Source organism: Paenarthrobacter sp. PH39-S1 (genome assembly GCF_030063245.1).
Lineage (GTDB): Bacteria > Actinomycetota > Actinomycetes > Actinomycetales > Micrococcaceae > Arthrobacter_M.
The window spans coordinates 22,433-40,579 of the sequence record NZ_JASISR010000002.1; the positions used below are offsets into that span (position 1 = coordinate 22,433).

The 18,147-nt window shown below is 64.7% G+C and carries 10 protein-coding genes and 2 tRNA genes; 4 read left to right on the top strand and 8 right to left on the bottom strand.

All coding sequences use genetic code 11. The features are described 5' to 3' along the window. Positions 1-25: 25 nt before the first annotated feature. Positions 26-3,421: a DEAD/DEAH box helicase gene (locus tag QMG52_RS01350; RefSeq protein WP_283558649.1), complete on the bottom strand. Its 3,396-nt coding sequence runs from the start codon at positions 3,419-3,421 to the stop codon at positions 26-28. A gap of 168 nt (positions 3,422-3,589) precedes the next feature. Here QMG52_RS01350 and QMG52_RS01355 point away from each other — a divergent pair, with 168 nt between their 5' ends. Further along, complete coding sequence (locus QMG52_RS01355; protein ID WP_283558650.1) at positions 3,590-3,964, top strand: DUF1622 domain-containing protein; 375 nt, start codon at positions 3,590-3,592, stop codon at positions 3,962-3,964. A 164-nt stretch (positions 3,965-4,128) separates the two neighbouring features. On the opposite strand, the gene QMG52_RS01360 is transcribed toward QMG52_RS01355, so the two are convergent. Then, positions 4,129-5,592 (bottom strand): HNH endonuclease, encoded by a 1,464-nt coding sequence (locus tag QMG52_RS01360; RefSeq protein WP_283558852.1) that lies wholly within the window; start codon positions 5,590-5,592, stop codon positions 4,129-4,131. Positions 5,593-6,057: 465 nt separating this feature from the next. Here QMG52_RS01360 and QMG52_RS01365 point away from each other — a divergent pair. After that, positions 6,058-6,145 (top strand) — tRNA-Ser (locus tag QMG52_RS01365). Between the two features lie 203 nt (positions 6,146-6,348). Here the strand turns inward: QMG52_RS01365 and QMG52_RS01370 are convergent. Continuing rightward, a complete protein-coding gene (locus tag QMG52_RS01370; RefSeq protein ID WP_283558651.1) occupies positions 6,349-8,328 on the bottom strand; it encodes an FAD/NAD(P)-binding protein in 1,980 nt (659 codons plus the stop codon). A 208-nt stretch (positions 8,329-8,536) separates the two neighbouring features. Here QMG52_RS01370 and QMG52_RS01375 point away from each other — a divergent pair. After that, a tRNA-Ser gene (locus QMG52_RS01375) sits at positions 8,537-8,627 on the top strand. A gap of 149 nt (positions 8,628-8,776) precedes the next feature. Here the strand turns inward: QMG52_RS01375 and narI are convergent. The 5 genes from narI to QMG52_RS01400 all read right to left on the bottom strand — a co-directional run bounded on the left by narI (position 8,777) and on the right by QMG52_RS01400 (position 16,291). After that, the gene (gene narI / locus QMG52_RS01380) at positions 8,777-9,529 is read right to left on the bottom strand and encodes a respiratory nitrate reductase subunit gamma (RefSeq protein ID WP_283558652.1); all 753 of its coding nucleotides are present in this window, start codon (positions 9,527-9,529) and stop codon (positions 8,777-8,779) included. Between the two features lies 1 nt (position 9,530). Next, positions 9,531-10,229: a nitrate reductase molybdenum cofactor assembly chaperone gene (gene narJ / locus QMG52_RS01385; protein ID WP_283558653.1), complete on the bottom strand. Its 699-nt coding sequence runs from the start codon at positions 10,227-10,229 to the stop codon at positions 9,531-9,533. Continuing rightward, positions 10,226-12,028, bottom strand: a complete 1,803-nt coding sequence (narH, locus tag QMG52_RS01390; protein WP_283558654.1) for a nitrate reductase subunit beta — start codon at positions 12,026-12,028, stop codon at positions 10,226-10,228. Before narH ends, narJ begins: the two co-directional genes overlap by 4 nt. Further along, positions 12,028-15,741, bottom strand: coding sequence for a nitrate reductase subunit alpha (locus QMG52_RS01395; protein ID WP_283558655.1), 3,714 nt, complete (start codon positions 15,739-15,741; stop codon positions 12,028-12,030). Before QMG52_RS01395 ends, narH begins: the two co-directional genes overlap by 1 nt. A 118-nt stretch (positions 15,742-15,859) precedes the next feature. Further along, positions 15,860-16,291: a MarR family winged helix-turn-helix transcriptional regulator gene (locus QMG52_RS01400; protein WP_283558656.1), complete on the bottom strand. Its 432-nt coding sequence runs from the start codon at positions 16,289-16,291 to the stop codon at positions 15,860-15,862. Positions 16,292-16,552: 261 nt separating this feature from the next. Between QMG52_RS01400 and QMG52_RS01405 the strand changes: the two genes are divergently transcribed. Further along, positions 16,553-17,992, top strand: a complete 1,440-nt coding sequence (locus tag QMG52_RS01405) for an MFS transporter (protein WP_283558657.1) — start codon at positions 16,553-16,555, stop codon at positions 17,990-17,992. Positions 17,993-18,147 lie beyond the last annotated feature (155 nt).

Below are 18,147 nucleotides of genomic sequence, written 5' to 3' on the forward strand. Positions count from 1 at the left end.
GGCCCGGGCTGGTCTTAAGTTTGGGCTAGTCGCTGAACAGCCCGGCCAGATCGGCTGCGGTTAGCGCCCCGCCGGAGAGCGGATCCCCGCTCATAACGTCGGCAAACAGCTGCGACTTCTTGGCCTTGAGCGCCATGACCTTTTCTTCGATCGTGTCCTTGGCGACGAGCCGGTACACCATGACGTTCTTCTCCTGACCGATCCGGTGCGTCCGGTCCACAGCCTGGGCCTCCGACGCGGGGTTCCACCATGGATCCAGGATAAAAACGTAGTCGGCCTCGGTCAGGTTCAGCCCGAACCCGCCGGCCTTCAGGCTGATCAGGAACAGCGGCGCCGTGCCCCGTTTGAAATCGTCGACGACCGCGCCCCGGTTCCGCGTGCTGCCGTCCAGATAACAGAACTTGGTCCCCTGCGTGGTGAGCCGCTGCTTGACCTTGCTGAGGAACCCGGTGAACTGGCTGAAAATCAGTGCCCGGTGCCCCTCTTCCAGCACGTCTTCGAGCTGTTCAAAGAGGACATCGAGTTTGCTGGACCGCACGCCTTCCAGCGCCTCGTCCACCAGCGACGGGTCCAGACTGAGCTGCCGCAGCAGGGTCAGCGACTGGAAAATGGTGAAGCGGTGCTTATTAACGTTTTCCAGCAGACCCAGGATCTTCTGCCGTTCGCGCTGTAGATGGGTCTGGTAGACCTTGTGGTGCCGCGGATTGAGCGTTACCTCGAGCACCTGCTCCTGTTTGGGAGGAAGGTCCTTGATGACCTGTTCTTTGGTGCGCCGCAGCATCAAAGGCCGCACGCGGGTCCGCAGCTTGGCCAGTAGATCAGAGCTCCCGGATTTTTCGATCGGTCTTTGATAAAACTCGGCGAAACGTTTGGGGCTCGGGAACAGGCCCGGCGCCACTATCGAGGTCAGCGTCCAGAGTTCCATCAAATTGTTTTCCAGCGGCGTGCCGGTGATGGCCAGTTTGAAAGGGGCAGCCAGCTTGCGGGCGCACTGATAGGCCTTGGACTGATGGTTTTTCACGAACTGCGCCTCGTCCAGGATCAGCCCCGCCCAGGGATGGGAAGCGTAGGATTCGAAGTCGATCCGGAACAGCGCATAGGAGGTCACGACGATGTCGGCGGCGGCAAAGAAATCTCCGGTGTTGAGCCGGCTCTTGGCGAACGTTTCCCCTATCGCCGAGGTCCTCAGCCCGGGGGCAAAGCGCAAGGCCTCGGCCTGCCAGTTACCCACCACGCTGGTCGGTGCCACGACCAGGAACGGTGCCGAGTCCGGCTTCTCCACTTTGGCTGCACAGATAAGGGCGAGCGTCTGAACGGTTTTCCCCAGTCCCATGTCATCGGCCAGGACACCGCCCAGACCGCTGTTGAAGAGAAAACTGAGCCAGTTGTACCCCTCAAGCTGGTACGGACGCAATATGGCGTTAAGGGCTTCCGGTGCCGGCAGCGGTTCCGTGTCAGCCCCGCGCAGTAGTCCCTCAACAGAGCTGCGCCACGCCGCCGCCTGCTGATCCACGAGCCCCAGCTGCGTTAGCTCGTCCCACAGCCCGGCCTGGAAGCGGCTGATAGTCAGCTCACCGGCGGTGCTGTCCTGCAGGCCGCGGGCCTCATCGATGAGTTCGCGCAGTTTAAGAAGTTCGGGGAGATCCAGCGAAAAATGGGCACCGCTGGGCAGCAGCATCCGCGTATGGCCTGCCGCCAAGGCCGAAAAGACATCGGAGAAGGACACCGGCTCGCCTTCAAGCGTGATCACAATGCCCAGATCGAACCAGTCACGGTCGTTGGTTGCGGTGGTGGAGATACTGACCACGGGCGCCTCCACGGCTTCCCTATAGTCGGCTATTTCCCCGGCCGTCTCGACCTCGACACCGGGCAGGAGCGCCAGCGCCGGCAGCACCTTCTCGGTGAAGGCCAGCGTGTGCAGGCCCTGGAGCGTGACGGCCGCACTCAGCCGGGGTTCGCCCCATAGGCTATTGGCTGATTCGCCCATCGGCGGCACAACCGACCATGGTTCCCCGACCGCTACCAGAATTCGGGCCTCCGCCACCTCATCCCGGGACCCCGAATCCTCCGGGCGCCCCCACAACGGCCGTGCGCTCACGCGGGTCCCTGCCGCGTAGTGCCACTCCCAATGCAGCCGAAGTGAGTGATCCTGCCCAAAGTTGGCCAGCAATGAAAGAGTGGGCGCCGACAACGCCGGCAAATCCACTGAATGGTCGGCGGAGACCACATCCGCTGCGCGCTTGAGCTGCGGATAAAATTGCGTCAGGAACCGTTCCTCATCCTGGGCCGGGATTCGAACCTTGGCTGCACCGGTCACGAAATCCAACAGCTGTTCGGAGGACGGGGATTCCAGCGGGGCGAGAGTGATGATGCCAGGAACTATGGCGTCCGGCGCGTTCTGGACAGAGGTATCGGGCAGGAGCCCGTCGTCGTCGGCATAGAACAGCCCGTGGGCCGGCCTGCCGATGGAACCCACGATGGCCGGAGCGACGGGGCTGCCACCGACGACGACGAGAGCGCCGAGATCGAGGCCGCCGTCCTCAGGACGGCTCAGATTCAGTTGGACGACGGCGGTATGGTCAAGGACGCGGATGGGCTCCATCGAGCCGCGGCTATGAACCAAGTTCAGCCCTATGCCCTTGGCCTCGGACAAGAGTATCCACAGGTTCCTGCCGGCAAAGGTGTTAAGCGACAGCCACGGTGGCACCGCGCCCTGATGGTGGAGCACGGGGGAGTGCGAGCCGAGGAATTCGATCAGCCACTCCAAATGGCTTTCGTTGAACTTGCGACCGAAGTTCAGATAATTCAGAGTGCTCCAGCCGATGCCGGTGCGGAGCCATTTGCCCTTGGCACCCATTGCAACGGGACGGACATTGAGCTGTGGCTTGCTGGGACTCTTGTCCCGGTATCCGCTGATGCCTCGGCGGCCGGCTGGTGAGAACTGTGGGACGGGCTGTTCAATTTCAAACTGCAGGGCGAGCGGTGGCCGGTCATCCTGCGGGGTGATTGCCCTCGTCGGAAGCAGATTCTGCAGCGCCTCCTCCCAGCCGGACGATTCCCCCGTTGCAGTGGTGCCGCTAGGGGGCTCGGTAGCGCGGGCGCCGAGCAGCGCTCCGATGAATGGATCGTCTTCGCCGGCGAAGAGAAGCGCCGCGACGTGCTTGCAGTTCTGCCGGACGGGGCAGCTGCAGATACCCACGGTGCAGGACCATGCCCCATCAACTCCGTGGACGAGTTTGGCTGTGGCGTTATATACGGTGGTTCCGGCTACCTCGCCTCGCAGCAACCCCGTGCCTGGTTCGAATTCGATCCCGGCAACGCGGTCTGACCTGAAATAATCAAATCCGGCGGCGACGGATTGTTCATTGATTCCGGCGGCCCGGGTAACCAGTTCCGAAGAGCCGGCGGGGGGAAACGTCACTGAATAGACTTCCTGCAGGTTATTTAGGGGATCTGAAGACCAGACCTCTACTGTTCAATCTTAGGCGGCGGCAGGACCCGCATCGCAGCCGCCGCCTGCGTTGTTCGGCCGCTGAGCCGGACAAACTGGGCCCGACCGCGTGGAGTTGACTTGGATTGAGAGGACGTCATGGATTTTCAACGCATTATCGAAGCCGCCGGACAGTATCTGGACGCTGCCGGAGTGGCCGTCATGATCGTTGGGGCATTGGTATCTTTTCCGTTGGCCCTGCGCGGCTACCGGCCAAAGCGGGTGGCAGGGGCCGGCAAGCTATCCCTGTACACGGCGTACCGTCAACTCCTCGGGAGGTCCATTCTGCTGGGTCTTGAGCTGCTGGTGGCCGCAGACATTATCCGGACCGTCGCGGTGACCCCGACGTTTACCAGCGTGGGGGTGCTGGCCGTCATCGTGATTATTCGTACGTTCCTCAGTTTTTCCCTGGAGTTGGAAATTACCGGACGGTGGCCGTGGCAGAAGCAGCCCGACCCAGCGGTAGCCGTGTAAAGCGGCAAGGGCCCCTCACACACGAAGTCATACAGCATTCGAAAGTCCCATGAGAAAATTCCATTAACCTACCAGATTGACGGAACAGATTTGACGGCTCAGGTCGGGCTATACAAGTTTGTCGGTCCCGCGCCTGAGGTGTGTTCCGGCGGTGGGACCCGGGATTAGGGCGACGAGAATCGGCCGGGTACGACTTGGCGGAAGTATTTCTTTCTCTTGGCGGTGGTTCTCGTTCCCGGCCGGCCGGCTCCCGTTCGTGTGGTGCCGGGTAGGGCGGGTGCGGTGGATTGGTAGGTGTGTCCGGTGGGGGTGGTGATTTGGACGGTATGGCGGGGTCCGGGTCGTGGGATGGAGGACCAGCCGGGCGCTTCCTTGGCGAGGTTGCAGCGTTCGCATGTTCCCTCCCCGTTGATTTCGCTGGTGGCGCCTTTGCGGTTGTGTGGCATGATGTGGTCCGCGTGCCGGATCGGCGCGTCGCAGTAGGGGGTGCGGCAGGTCTGGTCCCTGGTCCGGATGAGGCGTTGCAGTCCCGGCGGGAAGAACCTGGACCTCGCGTCCATGCCGACGAGCTGCCCGGTCCCCGGGGCGGTGAACAGTCTGCGCAGCGACACCCGGATCCCCGGCTCATCCGGCATCGCCGCGTCCGGCATCGCCGCGTCCGGCATCTCCCCGCCCGGCATCTCCCCGCCGGGCATCTCCCCGCCGGGCATCTCCCCGTCCGGCATCTCCCCGCCGGAGCTGCCGGCGGATCCACCGGGTTTGGTGGGTCCGGTGGCGGGTCTGTTGGTGGGTCTGTTGGTGTGGGGGCGGCGGGTGAGGTTCCGGGCCCATTGCGCGGGGACGATGCCGTAGCCGGGGAGGTAGGCTGGTTCGCTGTCGCCCTGGAAGAGGGTCCGGTCTGTCATGACGAGTTGGATCTCAACGCCGGTGATCCCGCCGGGGGTACCGGTGACGCGGTGGACGAGGGTGTCGGCCATGATCTGCCCGCGTCCGCGTCCGTCTCCGGACGCGCGCAGGGAATCCGCTTCCCTCGCCAGTGCCGCGTACACGGCCACGCCCTGAGCGACGGGGAGCAGCCCGGTCAGGTACGTCATGGTGTCCGGTGCGGGCCGGCAGCTGACGTGCCGGTCGTTTTCGGCCTTCGCGTTCCGCGCGGTGACGGACTGCGGGTCAAGGGCGTACGCGACCCGTTTGGCCTCGTTGACGAGCTTGTTGTTCCCCATCCCCGCCAGCGCCCCGGTGTCGGCGGCGAGCCCGGCATCAACGGTGCGCCGGTCATCGGCGCTCAGGCACGCGGTCTCCCGGGCCAGCAGTACCGCCCGCCACTCATTGAGCAGCCCGCTGCTCAGGGCCGTGAGGGTGTGCGGCATCTCGGTCACGAGGATCCGGGCCAGGCCCAGCAGCCGGTTTCCCTGCTGCGGGGATTCCCGCCGCGCCAACGCGATCTGCCCCCCGATGCCCTTGCCCAGCTCCGCGGCCGGGATACCCGCCCCGGCCTGCGCGCGGCGCTGGGACGCGTCGAACGCGGCAGCGGTACGGGCCTGCCCCGCGCAGGCAGCGGATTTGAGGTCCTCCATCACCCGCAGCAACCCAATCCGCTCCCCGTCATCCCCGTCCTCGGGATCCATCCCCGCCAAAACAGTGATCCACCCCGCAATCATCCCAACCCGACCAGCAACAACAGGACCAGCAGCAACAGGACCGGTGGCCGGACCGGCGGCAGTTCGGGCGCCCGAGTGGGCAGCACCGAGGGTCGAAGCCGGGGGTGTGCCGGCCGCGTTGTGTGCGGACCCTGCGGAACCGGAACTCGATGTATCGAACATGTATACTATAATACGCGCTGACGGAAGAGAATAATAGTACTTATTTTGAGTTGGGGATAACCTCTTGAGCGGGGCTAACTTATTTCCCTGTTGCCGGTTTCCCGGTTTCCCGGCGCGCCGCCCCGGGGTCCACGGGGCGCCTGTCGACCACCCGAACGCAACGGGGGCCCTGGTCGAACACAGGCACACGCCGGCGGCGTAACGGACGCTGGCACTGACCGACCCGGCCATTTCGTGGCACAGCTCCCGATATGGAAGACTACTAGCTAAGGAAGGTTGTCCGAGCGGCCGATGGAGCTGGTCTTGAAAACCAGTGTGCGGTAACCCCGTACCGCGAGTTCGAATCTCGCACCTTCCGCAAAGTGCAGCGTACGCATGGATCACAGGCCGGTTGGCACAATCCTAGGATTAAGCCGGTCGGCCTGTTTCTTGATGCCATCCGAAAACGGACCGAGGGCTGGTGTCAGGGCAAGGGCCAAGTCGGTACCTTGCCCACCGCCAAGCCGATGCCTTGCCCACCGTCAAGCCGATGCCAGGCCGGCCACAGGCCCATGCCCCGGCTCAGGAGGCCAAAATGTCCGCCGCGATCAGATCCGCATCCTGGAGGGTGCGGTAACCGCTGCGGTATTTTCCCCGGGATTCCGCTGCGATGGCGGTGCCCCACTGCACGGAGGACAGCTGGAGGCCCAGCACGTACAGTCCTTCGGTGCGGCCTCCGCTGGCCCCGATCGGCCGATACGGTGGAGCCGTCACCTCCAAACCGCTGGTAACCACGGGTTCGCCGTCGGCCGCAATCATGATCCGCGGACGCACCAGACCGTCGGCCAGCAGGCCCTCCAGCAGGGGGGAACGGTTCATGAGCACGAGGTTCGCAGGCGCCAGGGCCTCGACCAGAGACCGCGCCCGCAGCGGTTCAGCCTTGACCCAGGGCGAGATGGCCGTGAACGTTCCATCCTCAGGATCGACGCCAAACACCGGGTCGGGGCCGACAAAGCGGACGACGCCGGCACGCGCCAGCGCGGCCAGCTGCTCCATGCGCAGGGCCGGCGGCCCGCTGGCAAGGCCTTCCACGAAGGCCTCGAACCAGCCGCGTAGGCCGCCCAGCCAGGACTCGCCGGTGATGCCGCCGTCGGCGACCAGGGCTTTAATCACCGCCCGTCCCGCATTCAATACGCCGATGGCCATCTTGACCGGATCCGTCTCGCCGGCGGCGGAACCGCGCGCGTCAGCTTGCAGATAGGTCTCCATGGCGTCGTCGAACTCGGCGTGCGAGGCGAAGGAGCGCCCGGCGAAGGGACGCGCCAGGCCCGGCAGATCCAGCCGAAACGCGGCCGGCACGGACCGGGCCACCAGTGCGTCGACATCGCCCTCCCAACCGCTGCCCGCCGCCGTCGAATGGGAGAGCAATGTGTCCAGCTCAGCCAGGAAACCGGATCGGAGGGCAGCCCCGTCGTCGCTGCGCGCCAGCGTGCAGTAGTAGGCCCACAGCGCGTCGCGGTGCAGCAGCGGCCACAGGTCCTGGTCGAATCCGGGCTGGATACCGGCGGCGGTCAGTGCGGAAACGGCCTCTTCTGTGAAAAAGCGCAGGCCGACGCCCTGCGGGTAGTAGGTGGTCAGCGCGGCCTTGGCACGGTAGGGCGCGCCGCGGCGGGACGCGGCCAGGATCAGCGGTTCCCGGCCGGACGGAAGGTAATTCAGGGCTTCACCGGGCTGCTCCCCGATGGCTTCAAAGCGGCCTCCCCTACCCTGCGTCAGCTGACCGACGACGTCGAAGAAATTCAGTCCCATGCCGCGGACCAGCACCGGTTCGCCGCCCGGCACTTCATCCCAGTCCACGTCGTTGGGAACGGCTGGGGGCCAATAGCGCAGTCCAAGCTTCCGGGCACTGGCCGCCAACTGCTGTTGATGCGGGTTCAGCCGCGCGGGCAGATGCCCCAATGCCAGAACCACGTGGTCGGCCGCGAGGGCGCCTCCATCGGCGAGTTCGACGACGAACTGTCCGGCCGCCGTCTGTTCCGGGGCACCGGGGAGCGCCCCGGCGGAGACGACCGGGCGAACAGCGGCGCGGACGCGTGTGGCACTGGTGGCGTGGACCCGGATGGTGGTGCCCGACGGGGCGTGCTCCAGCAGCGCGGCGAAGGTACGGCGCAGATACCGTCCGTAGAGGGCACGGCTGGGGAAGCCGTCGGCTTCGAGCGCGGCCAGTTCCGCTGTTTCGGCGGCAGTCAGGTCAGAGTCCGGGAGGCTCCGCTGCTGGCGGCGCCAGTCGTCAAAGCTGCCTCCGGTCAGCGGCACGGCACTCATTGCCTGATCCGGGATCAGGGTGGGAAAAAACGACGGCGTATTCATCAGGTACAGCGGCGACTGGTCCGTCCGCCAGACATGTCCGGGTCCCGCCGGATAGGGATCGATCAGGTCGATGTCCAGGCCGGGTTGCCCTCCGGGACTTAGGGCGCAGCGGGCGAGCAGACGCTCCAGCACTGACGTTCCACGCGGACCCGCTCCCACAATCACCACCCGGAGCCTGCTCGCATCAACCATGATTCGAGCTTAACCGACGCTCGCCGCGGCGCAGGACGCAGTCCGCCGGGTCCATAATGGGTGCCACCCTACGAAGCGCACCGCGGTCCCTCAGAATCCGGCCCGCCTGGTCCATGTGCCGGATGCTCCCGGTGGACGTTTTGCTTTGCAGCCGCTCTTTTCGGTAACCTAGGTAGGCTGGCTCCGGGCTTCTACCGGGGTCAGCGCTGGAGACGTGCCAGAGCGGCCGAATGGGCTTCACTGCTAATGAAGTGTGGGGCACAACTCCACCGGGGGTTCAAATCCCCCCGTCTCCGCCAAGTCAGTTACAGCAGGCCCCCGGCAGGCGAAAGCCCGCCGGGGGTTCTGCTGTCTTGGGCTGGTTCTCGCGCTGTGGCATCCATAAGTGCGTCCGATAGGCTCGGGACCGGCATAGTGGTGCTCTGCAGGCCCAAGTTGGCTTTGTGAATCAACGATGACGTGTATCGCGGTCCCTGGTGCCGACTGCGGACCAGCCTCGGCGCACCGGCGCGCTGGAGGTCCGGCCTTTGTCCCGTGAGCGGTAAACGATGTACGGGCGGAACAGGTAGTGCAGCGGGGCCGTGAAGGCATGCACGAGGCGGGTGAACGGCCAGATCGTGAAAAGGAGCATCCCCACCAGCGTATGCAGATGGAAGGAGAACGGAGCGCTGGCCATGGCCGTGACATCCGGCTGGAAAACGAAAAGGGACCGGAACCAGGGCGCGACGGTCTCGCGATAATTATGCCCCTCTCCGCCCAGAAACACGCTGGCCAGTGTGGTCCATAGCCCGAAGATAATGGCCGCGGTGAGGACTATATACATGCTCTTGTCGTTCTTTGTTGTGGCCATAAATACCGGCCCGGTCGTTCGACGGCGGTAGATGAGCAGGAGGATGCCGCCCAGCGTGCCGACACCGGCGATCCCGCCCACCACGAGGGCATTGAAATGGTAGAACTCCTGGCTCATCCCTACAGCCCGCGTCCACGACAGCGGGATGACCAGCCCAAAGAAATGACCGGCGATGACGGCGAGCAGGCCGAAATGGAAGACGGGCGAGCCAATGCGCAGCAGCCTTGATTCGTACAGCTGGGAGGACCGAGTGGTCCAGCCGAACTGGTCGTACCTGTACCGCCAGATCAAGCCGCCAACCAGCACGACCATCATGACGTAGGGCAGCACGCCCCAGAGCAGGATGTCCATGTCAGGTCCCTTTCAGCGGGAGCAGCCGCGGATCGTAGGGCTCCAGGCCAACCGATTCGGTGGGTGGGCCGTAGCCGGCCATCTTCATGACGGCCTGTTGATCGGCGGGGGATTTTCCGGGCAGGGTGTCACAGATGGCCTGCAGGATCCGGGTATGGGGCAGCTTGTCATCGAGCAGACCGAGCCGGAGCATTTCCAGGCTGGGCCGGTACTGGATCAGCAGGTCCCGGCCGGCGTCCACATCCACGCGGGCGGCGAACTCCAGCACCATCGGGAGGTAGTCCGGCAGTTCGCCGTGGGTGTCCACCAGGAAGTCGCTGCGCCGGTAGACCTGTTTGAAGGCGCCCAAGACCTCGCCCCGCCGGCGCGTGTCACCGTCGGTCCAGTAGGACAGGTGCAGGGCGTGGCGCTTGCCGAGGTCGAATTCCTTAACATAGCGGGTCTGGACATCCATCGGCGTACCGGAGCTCAGGTGCGCCAGAACCGGCTCGAAGTCCTCGCCTACGCCCGGATGCCGCTTGAGCACGGACCGGATCAGCGGCAGCCGTTCCAGCACCTCTTGGTCCGGGTAGGAAAGACACCAGGATGCCGCCAGATAAACCGCCCTGTCCCGGTCTGTCCTCCCACCCGCTGTTGCCGGCTTGCTGCCCGCCTTGTTACTGGACGAACTGTTACGGGCCGGCTTGTCGTGCTTCCTCATGGTTCCTCCCGGGCCAGTGCATCGGGGTCATTGTCCGCGGGGTTTCCCGACGCCCCGGAAGCCGAGGCGCTGGGTCCGCCGGCGTAGGGGCCGGGACCGGCACGGCCCCCGCTGTGGGCGGGGGAATCCGCGCTCATCTGCGGCTCGTCCCGCTTGTCCGGGAAGAGCCCGCGGGGCGTCCCGTTGCCGTCCCAATTGAGCAGGTTGACCCTGCCCCGCAGGGACTCTTCGCCGGAGACGGAATCGGAGGTCTGCCGGTCGCGCAGCGCATGGAACGTTTCCACGGCCACCGGCGTGGGTTTGCCGCTGGCCTCGCCGAACGGCGTATCCTGCATGCCCGGACCGCCGTCGAAGTCCAGGGAACAGCCCAATTCCTCCAGATCATGGGCCTGTTCCACGTGGGCCTTGGGGATGACATAGCGTTCCTCGTATTTGGCGATGGCCATGAGACGGTACATTTCATACATTTCCTGGCCTTCCATGCCCACCGCGGATGGGATGGAATCATCCGGATCATTGCCCAGGCTGATACCCCGCATATAGGAGCGCATGGCAGCGAGCTTTTTCAGGACGTCGGTGACCCTGTCCGCATCGCCGGCGGTGAACAGCTCCGCCAGGTACTCGACCGGAATCCGCAGGGCATCGATGGCGCCAAAAAGGTTTCCATGGTCCTCGGCGTCGTGGCCCTGTTCCTTGAGCAGGTCCACCACAGGGGACAGCGGCGGGACGTACCAAACCATCGGCATCGTCCGGTATTCGGGGTGCAAGGGCAGCGCCACCTTGTAGACCTTGGTTAGCGCATAAACCGGCGAGCGCTGCGCCGCGTCGATCCAGTCCTCCTGGATGCCCTGCGCCCGCGCCTCAGCCATCACCGCCGGGTCGTGCGGATCAAGCAGCACGTCCATCTGCGCGTCGTACAGTTCCTGCGGATCGGTCACTGACGCAGCCGCGGTGACCTTGTCGGCGTCGTACAGGAAGAGCCCAAGGTAACGCAGCCGACCGACGCAGGTTTCAGAACAAACGGTCGGCAGTCCAACCTCGATCCGGGGATAGCAGAAGGTGCATTTTTCGGCCTTGCCGGTCTTGTGGTTGAAATACATTTTCTTGTACGGGCACCCCGTGACGCATTGGCGCCAGCCGCGGCACTTGTCCTGGTCCACCAGGACGATGCCGTCTTCCACCCGCTTGTAGATGGCGCCGGAGGGGCAGGACGCCATGCAGGAGGGATTCAGGCAGTGCTCACAGATCCGCGGCAGGTAGAACATGAAGGTCTTTTCGAATTCAAGTTGGATCTTGGCTTCGGATTCACGGCGGACCTTTTCGACGATCGGATCCAGGTGCCCCATTTCGGGGGCGCCGCCCAGGTCATCGTCCCAGTTGGCGGACCAGCTGATTTTCGTATCCTTGCCGGTGATCAGTGACTTTGGCCGGGCCACCGGAAAATCGTCGCCCAAGGGCGCATCGATCAGGGTCTTGTAGTCGTAGGTCCAGGGTTCGTAGTAATCCTTGAGCTCGGGCTGGACCGGGCTGGCGAAGAGTCCGAGCATCTTCTTGACCCGTCCGCCGGCCTTGAGGACCAGTTTCCCGCGCTTGTTCAGCGACCAGCCGCCCTGCCATTTTTCCTGATCCTCATACCGGCGCGGATACCCCTGCCCGGGCCGCGTTTCCACATTGTTGAACCAGACATATTCGGTGCCGGCCCGGTTGGTCCAGGCCTGTTTGCAGGTGACCGAACAGGTGTGGCAGCCGATGCATTTATCCAGGTTCATGACCATGCCCATTTGAGCCATTACACGCATCAGTACTGCACCTCCTGGCAACGCCGGCGGATGGTGGAAACGTTGTCGCGCTGGTTTCCGGTGGGGCCAAGGTAGTTGAACGCGTAGGTCAGCTGGGCGTAGCCGCCGATCAGGTGCGAAGGCTTGATCAACAGCCGGGTCAGCGAGTTGTGGATGCCGCCGCGCCGCCCGGTCGCCTCAGACTTGGGCACATCGATGGTGCGCTCCTGGGCGTGGTAGACGTAGACCACGCCCTCCGGCATGCGGTGGCTGACCACGGCCCGCGCCACGTAGACACCGTTGATGTTAACGCATTCGACCCAGTCGTTGTCCTTGGCCTCGATGGAAGCCGCATCCGCCGGGCTCATCCAGACGGTGGGTCCGCCGCGGGAGAGTGAGAGCATCAGCAGGTTGTCCTGGTATTCGGAGTGGATGGACCACTTCGAGTGCGGGGTCAGGTAGCGCACCACCACCTCCTTCGTCCCGTTCGGCCCCAGCTTCGGTTCGCCGAAGAGCCGTTGCATGTCCAGCGGCGGCCGGTAGATGGGCAGCGCCTCCCCGACATCGCGGATCCAGTCGTGGTCGAGGAAGAAATGCATCCTCCCGGTGAGGGTGTGCCAGGGCTTGAGCCGCTCCACATTGATGGTGAAGGGGGAATAGCGCCGGCCGCCGGACTCCGATCCGGACCATTCCGGGGAGGTGATCACCGGCACGGGGCCCGCCTGGGTCTGGGCGAAGGTGATGAATTTCTCCTCGGATCCCTCCGCCAGATCGGCCAGCTTGCGGCCGGTGCGGATTTCCAGGTCCTTGAAGCCCTGCACCGCGAGGGAACCGTTGGTGGTCCCGGAGAACGCGAGGATGGCTTCGGCCATCTTCGCGTCCGTGTCTATCGCCGGACGTCCGTTGGCCGCGCCGCCGAGCATCACGCCGTTGGCGTGGCTGAGCCGGTCCAGGGCGCCCGCAAGCTTGTAATTGACGTTCTTGACGGTGAAGCCCAGCTTGTCGGCCAGCGGGCCGACGGCGGCAAGCTTGTCGGCGATGGCCGTATAGTCCCGCTCGACGACGGAAAAGACGGGCATGTTCTGTCCCGGAACCGCCGGGACGCCGGGCTCCCGCCAGTCCCGGACGACCCCGCCGGGCTGGGCGATCTGGCCCGGAGTGTCGTGCTGGAGGGGCACGCTGACCAGATCGCGCCGGGTGCCCAAGTGGGTCTTGGCCTGCCGGGAAAATTCTTCCGCCAGCAGGTGGAAGGTCTCGAAGTCCGTCTTGGTTTCCCACGGCGGATCGATCGCGGGAGTGAAGGCGTGCACAAACGGGTGCATATCGGTGGATGAGAGGTCGTGCTTCTCATACCAGGTGGCCGCGGGGAAGACGATATCGGAGAGCAGCGTGGTGGAGGTCATCCGGAAATCGGCGGATACCAGCAGGTCGAGCTTGCCCTCCGGCGCCTGCTCATGCCATTTCACGTCCCGCGGCTTGAGCCCTTCGGCATGGTCTTCGCCCATCACATTGTTGTGGGTTCCGAGCAGGTTACGGAGGAAGTACTCATTGCCCTTGGCCGAGGATCCGAACAGATTCGATCGCCACAGCACCAGGGTCCGCGGCCAGTTTTCCGGCGCGTCCACGTCCTCGATGGCGGCGGTCAGCGTCCGGTCCTTGAGCGCATCCGCGATATACGACGGCGTATCCTTCGCGGTGCCGGCCGCGACGGCGGCTTCCGCTTCGTCCGCGATGTCCAGCGGGTTCCTGCTGAACTGCGGGTAAAACGGCATCCACCCGAGCCTTGCGGACTGGGCGATGGTGTCCGCTGTGTGCATGCCGTCCAGGCTCCCCGACGAAAGCGGGGATTTCAGCGCGTCCGCCGAATAGCCGTCCTGGCGCCATTGATCCGTGTGCATGTACCAGTAGCCGGTGCCGATCATGGTCCGCGGCGGCCGGGCCCAGTCCAGGGCATTGGCTATTGAAACCCAGCCGGTCGCCGGACGGGTCTTTTCCTGCCCCACATAGTGCGCCCAGCCGCCTCCGTTGCGGCCCATACAGCCGGTGAGCATGACCAGCGCCAGCACCGCCCGGTAGGTGGCATCGCCGTGGAACCATTGACAGATCCCGGCGCCCATGATGATCATCGAGCGGCCCTTTGACTGCTCGGCGTTGCGGGCGAATTCCCGCGCCACGCGGATGCAGGCCTGCGCCGGGACGCTGGTGATTTCCTCCTGCCAGGCCGGGGTGTACGGGGTGCTTGAGTCGTCGTAGTCGGCGGCCCAGTCGCCGGGCAGCCCCGGCCGGCCGACGCCGTACTGGGCCAGCATGAGATCGAACACCGTGGTGACGAGGTGCCCGTCCACTCGTATGACCGGCACGCCGCGGCGCAGCACACTGCCGGCCCCGGCCGGGTCTTCGAAACAGGGCAGCAGGATTTCGGCGCTCTCGCCGGAGACTTCCAGCAGTGACAGCGCCGGATCGACGCCCGCCAAGTCCAGGTTCCATTTGCCCTTGCCGGACTCGTTGTAGCGGAACCCCATCGATCCGTTGGGCACCACAGAGCGCCGGGTCAGCTTGTCAAAGAGCACTGTGCGGAAGGCCGGATCCTCCGCGCCGGCCTCCGCCGGGAGGTCAGCGGCAGTGAGGAACTTCGTCGGAACCAGCCCGCCGTCGTCGTGCTCCTCAATCCGCACCAGGAACGGCAGGTCCGTGTACTTCCTCACGTACTCGGAGAAGTACGGAACATCGCGGTCGACGAAGAATTCCTTGAGTATGACGTGGCCCATCGCCATGGCCAGGGCTGCGTCGGTTCCGGCCTGCGCGGGCAGCCACTCGTCCGCGAACTTGGTATTGTCCGCATAGTCGGGGCTGACGGAGACCACCTTGGTCCCGCGGTAGCGCACCTCCGTCATCCAGTGCGCGTCCGGTGTACGGGTCACCGGGACGTTGGAACCCCACATCATCAGGTAGGTGGAGTCCCACCAGTCACCGGATTCCGGGACATCGGTCTGGTCACCGAACACCTGCGGACTGGCCACGGGAAGATCCGCGTACCAGTCGTAGAAGGAGGTCATCACCCCGCCGATCAGCTGAATGAACCGGTTGCCGACGGCGTGCGAGACCATGGACATCGCCGGAATCGGGGAAAAACCCGAGCAACGGTCCGGCCCGTACGTCTTGATCGTGTGGATGTGCGCGGCGGCCGCCATTTCGATGGCCTCCTGCCAGGAGAGCCGCACCAGCCCACCCTTACCGCGCGCCTGCTGGTAGCGCCGCCGTCGTACCGGGTCGGTGACCACGTCCGCCCAGGCCAGCACCGGATCCTTCAGCCTGCCCTTGGCCTCGCGGTACATTTCCACCAGCACGCCGCGGGCATACGGGAACCGGACCCGGGTGGGCGAATACGTGTACCAGGAGAACGCCGCCCCGCGCGGACAGCCCCGTGGCTCGTACTCGGGAGAGTCCGCCCCGACGGACGGATAATCCGTCTGCTGCGACTCCCAGGTGATGATTCCGTCCTTGACGTAGACCTTCCAGGAGCAGGACCCGGTGCAGTTCACCCCGTGGGTGGACCGGACCACCTTATCGTGGCTCCACCTGTCCCGGTAGAAGACATCGCCTTTCCTGCCGCCTTCACGGAAGACGGCCCGTCCATCATCGGTCTGGTCCCATTTCGTGAAGAACCGACCTAGTTTCAGCATTGCATCCGACGCCGGTCCATCGAATCCCGGCACAAACGGTCCGTCAGCCATGGTCACACCCTAGGGTCTGTCGTCCTGCCGCGCTAGACCACTACGGCATACCGGCGCAGTAAAGGCAAATACATCCGGTGCCCGGATATATCCTCCTACTGGTCCGGGGGCAGCGGGGTCAGCGCGGCCACGGCCGGCCCTCCAGTGCTTCAATTTCCCGGTTGAACCGGGTCAGCAGCTCCGTCAGGCGGCCCATGTCCTCGACACTCCAGCCGCCCACCACGCGCTTGACGCCATCGGCATTAAGTTCGCGGTCCCGCGCCAGCTTTTCCAGCCCGGCCGGCGTCGGTCTGAATCTGCGGGCCATTCCGCCGTCAGGATCCGACGTCCGTTCCACCAACCCGTGCCGCTGCAGCGACGCGATTTGCCGGTTGATGGTGGAAACGTCCAGGGCAAAGGCCCCCGCCAGTTCCTTGAGGGTCATCGGGTCGCTGATCTCCAAACGTCCCAGCAGCACATACGCGGACCGCTCCAATGTCTGGTCACCGCTTTGCACGTGCAGATAGTGCCGGGACAGCAGTGTCAGCTCCCGCTCCATTATCTCGAACATTTCCCTCTTCGCGCGCATTCGTCCCCTCCGGTCCGCATCCGCAGATTCCACGAAAGTTGTAGTGCGCCCGAATCTGCCGGTCGGTCCTCAGTCTAGGGCGCGGTTCCCCCGCCGGGCGCGCACCATCAGCAGATTCTGAAGAATGCCCTGGAATGGCCTGGCGGCCGCTCCGCGCACCGTATCCCACATGACTATGTATTATGCATATTAAATGTATACTACACATTGAACAATTTTGAACTGCAATTCTTGAGGACCCCCATGACCCAGCTGGCAACAGCCCTCTCCCCGGTCTCGGCAACAAAGCCGCGCAACGCCGGGGTCATCATTTCCGCTTTGTGTTTCTGCGGCATCGTCGTCGCCCTGATGCAGACCCTCATCGTGCCGCTGATCCCACAGCTGCCCACACTGTTGAACACCTCGGCTTCGAACGCCTCCTGGGCCATCACCGCAACACTGCTCGCAGGCGCGGTAGTCACCCCGGTCAGTGGCCGGCTGGGCGATATGCTCGGCAAACGGCGGATGCTGCTCATCAGCATGCTGTCGCTGATCATCGGCTCGCTTATCTGTGCGCTCTCGGCATCCTTCCCGCTGGTCCTGACCGGCCGGGTCCTGCAGGGTGCCGCAATGGGTGCCATTCCGCTGGGGATCAGCATTCTGCGCGATGAACTCCCGCCCGAGCGGGTGGGATCGGCCATGGCCATTGTCAGCGCAACCCTCGGTGTCGGCGGGGCGATCGGTCTACCATTGGCCGCCGTGATTGCCCAGGGCGGCAGCTGGCAGCTCCTCTTCTGGATATCCGCGGCCCTGGGCCTGCTCAGCGCCCTTGCCGTCATCGCCGTCGTTCCCGAATCTCCCGTCCACACCAAGGCACGCTTCGATTTCATTGGCGCGCTCGGCCTGAGCCTGGGTCTGGTTGCCCTGTTGCTCGCCGTCAGCAAGGGCAATGACTGGGGCTGGGAATCGGCAACAACCCTTGGCATGTTCGCCGCCGCCGCCGTCATCCTGGTGGCATGGGGTTTCATCGAATTGCGGACCGAGGCTCCGCTGGTGGATCTGCGGGTCTCCGCCCGCCGGCAGGTGCTCTTCACCAATCTGGCCTCGGTCATGGTCGGGTTCGCCATGTACGGAATGTCCCTTACTTTGCCGCAGCTGCTGATGTCTCCGAAAGCCACCGGCTACGGCTTGGGTCTGGACATGGTTCATGCCGGGCTGACGCTGGCGCCGGGCGGAATCATCATGATGCTGCTCTCCCCCGTTTCGGCACGCATTTCGGCCCGCCGCGGCCCGCGTATCACGCTGATGATCGGCGCGTTCGTCATCGCTGCCGGGTACTGTTTTGCGCTGCTGCTCAGTGGCGGAGTCTGGCAGATCATGGTGGCCGCAATGATCATCAGTGCGGGCATCGGTCTGGCCTATGCCTCGATGCCGGCCCTGATCATGGGGGCCGTGCCGGTCGGCGAAACAGCGTCCGCGAACGGGCTGAATACCCTGATGCGCTCGGTCGGCACGTCGACGTCGGCCGCTGTGATGAGCGTGGTGCTCGCCAGTATGACGGTGTCGCAGGGCAGCGCTTCACTCCCCTCCCACGCTGCATTTCAGCTGACGTTTGTGATTGGCATTGCCGCCGCCGTTCTGGCTGTTGTGCTGACTGCATTCATCCCCCGGCACACACGGTTCATTCCCCGGCACACATACTAGTGGGCATTTGCGTTAGTTCGTCGGGGGTTTGGATCCAGGCGGGTGGGTCGGTGGGGTGCCTTCGTCCGCAGCTGGTGCCGTCGCGATGACCGGGGTGCCGCAGCGGGGGCCCGGTCCGAAACCGGTGCCGTCGCGGGCGGACGGCCCGGGATCTG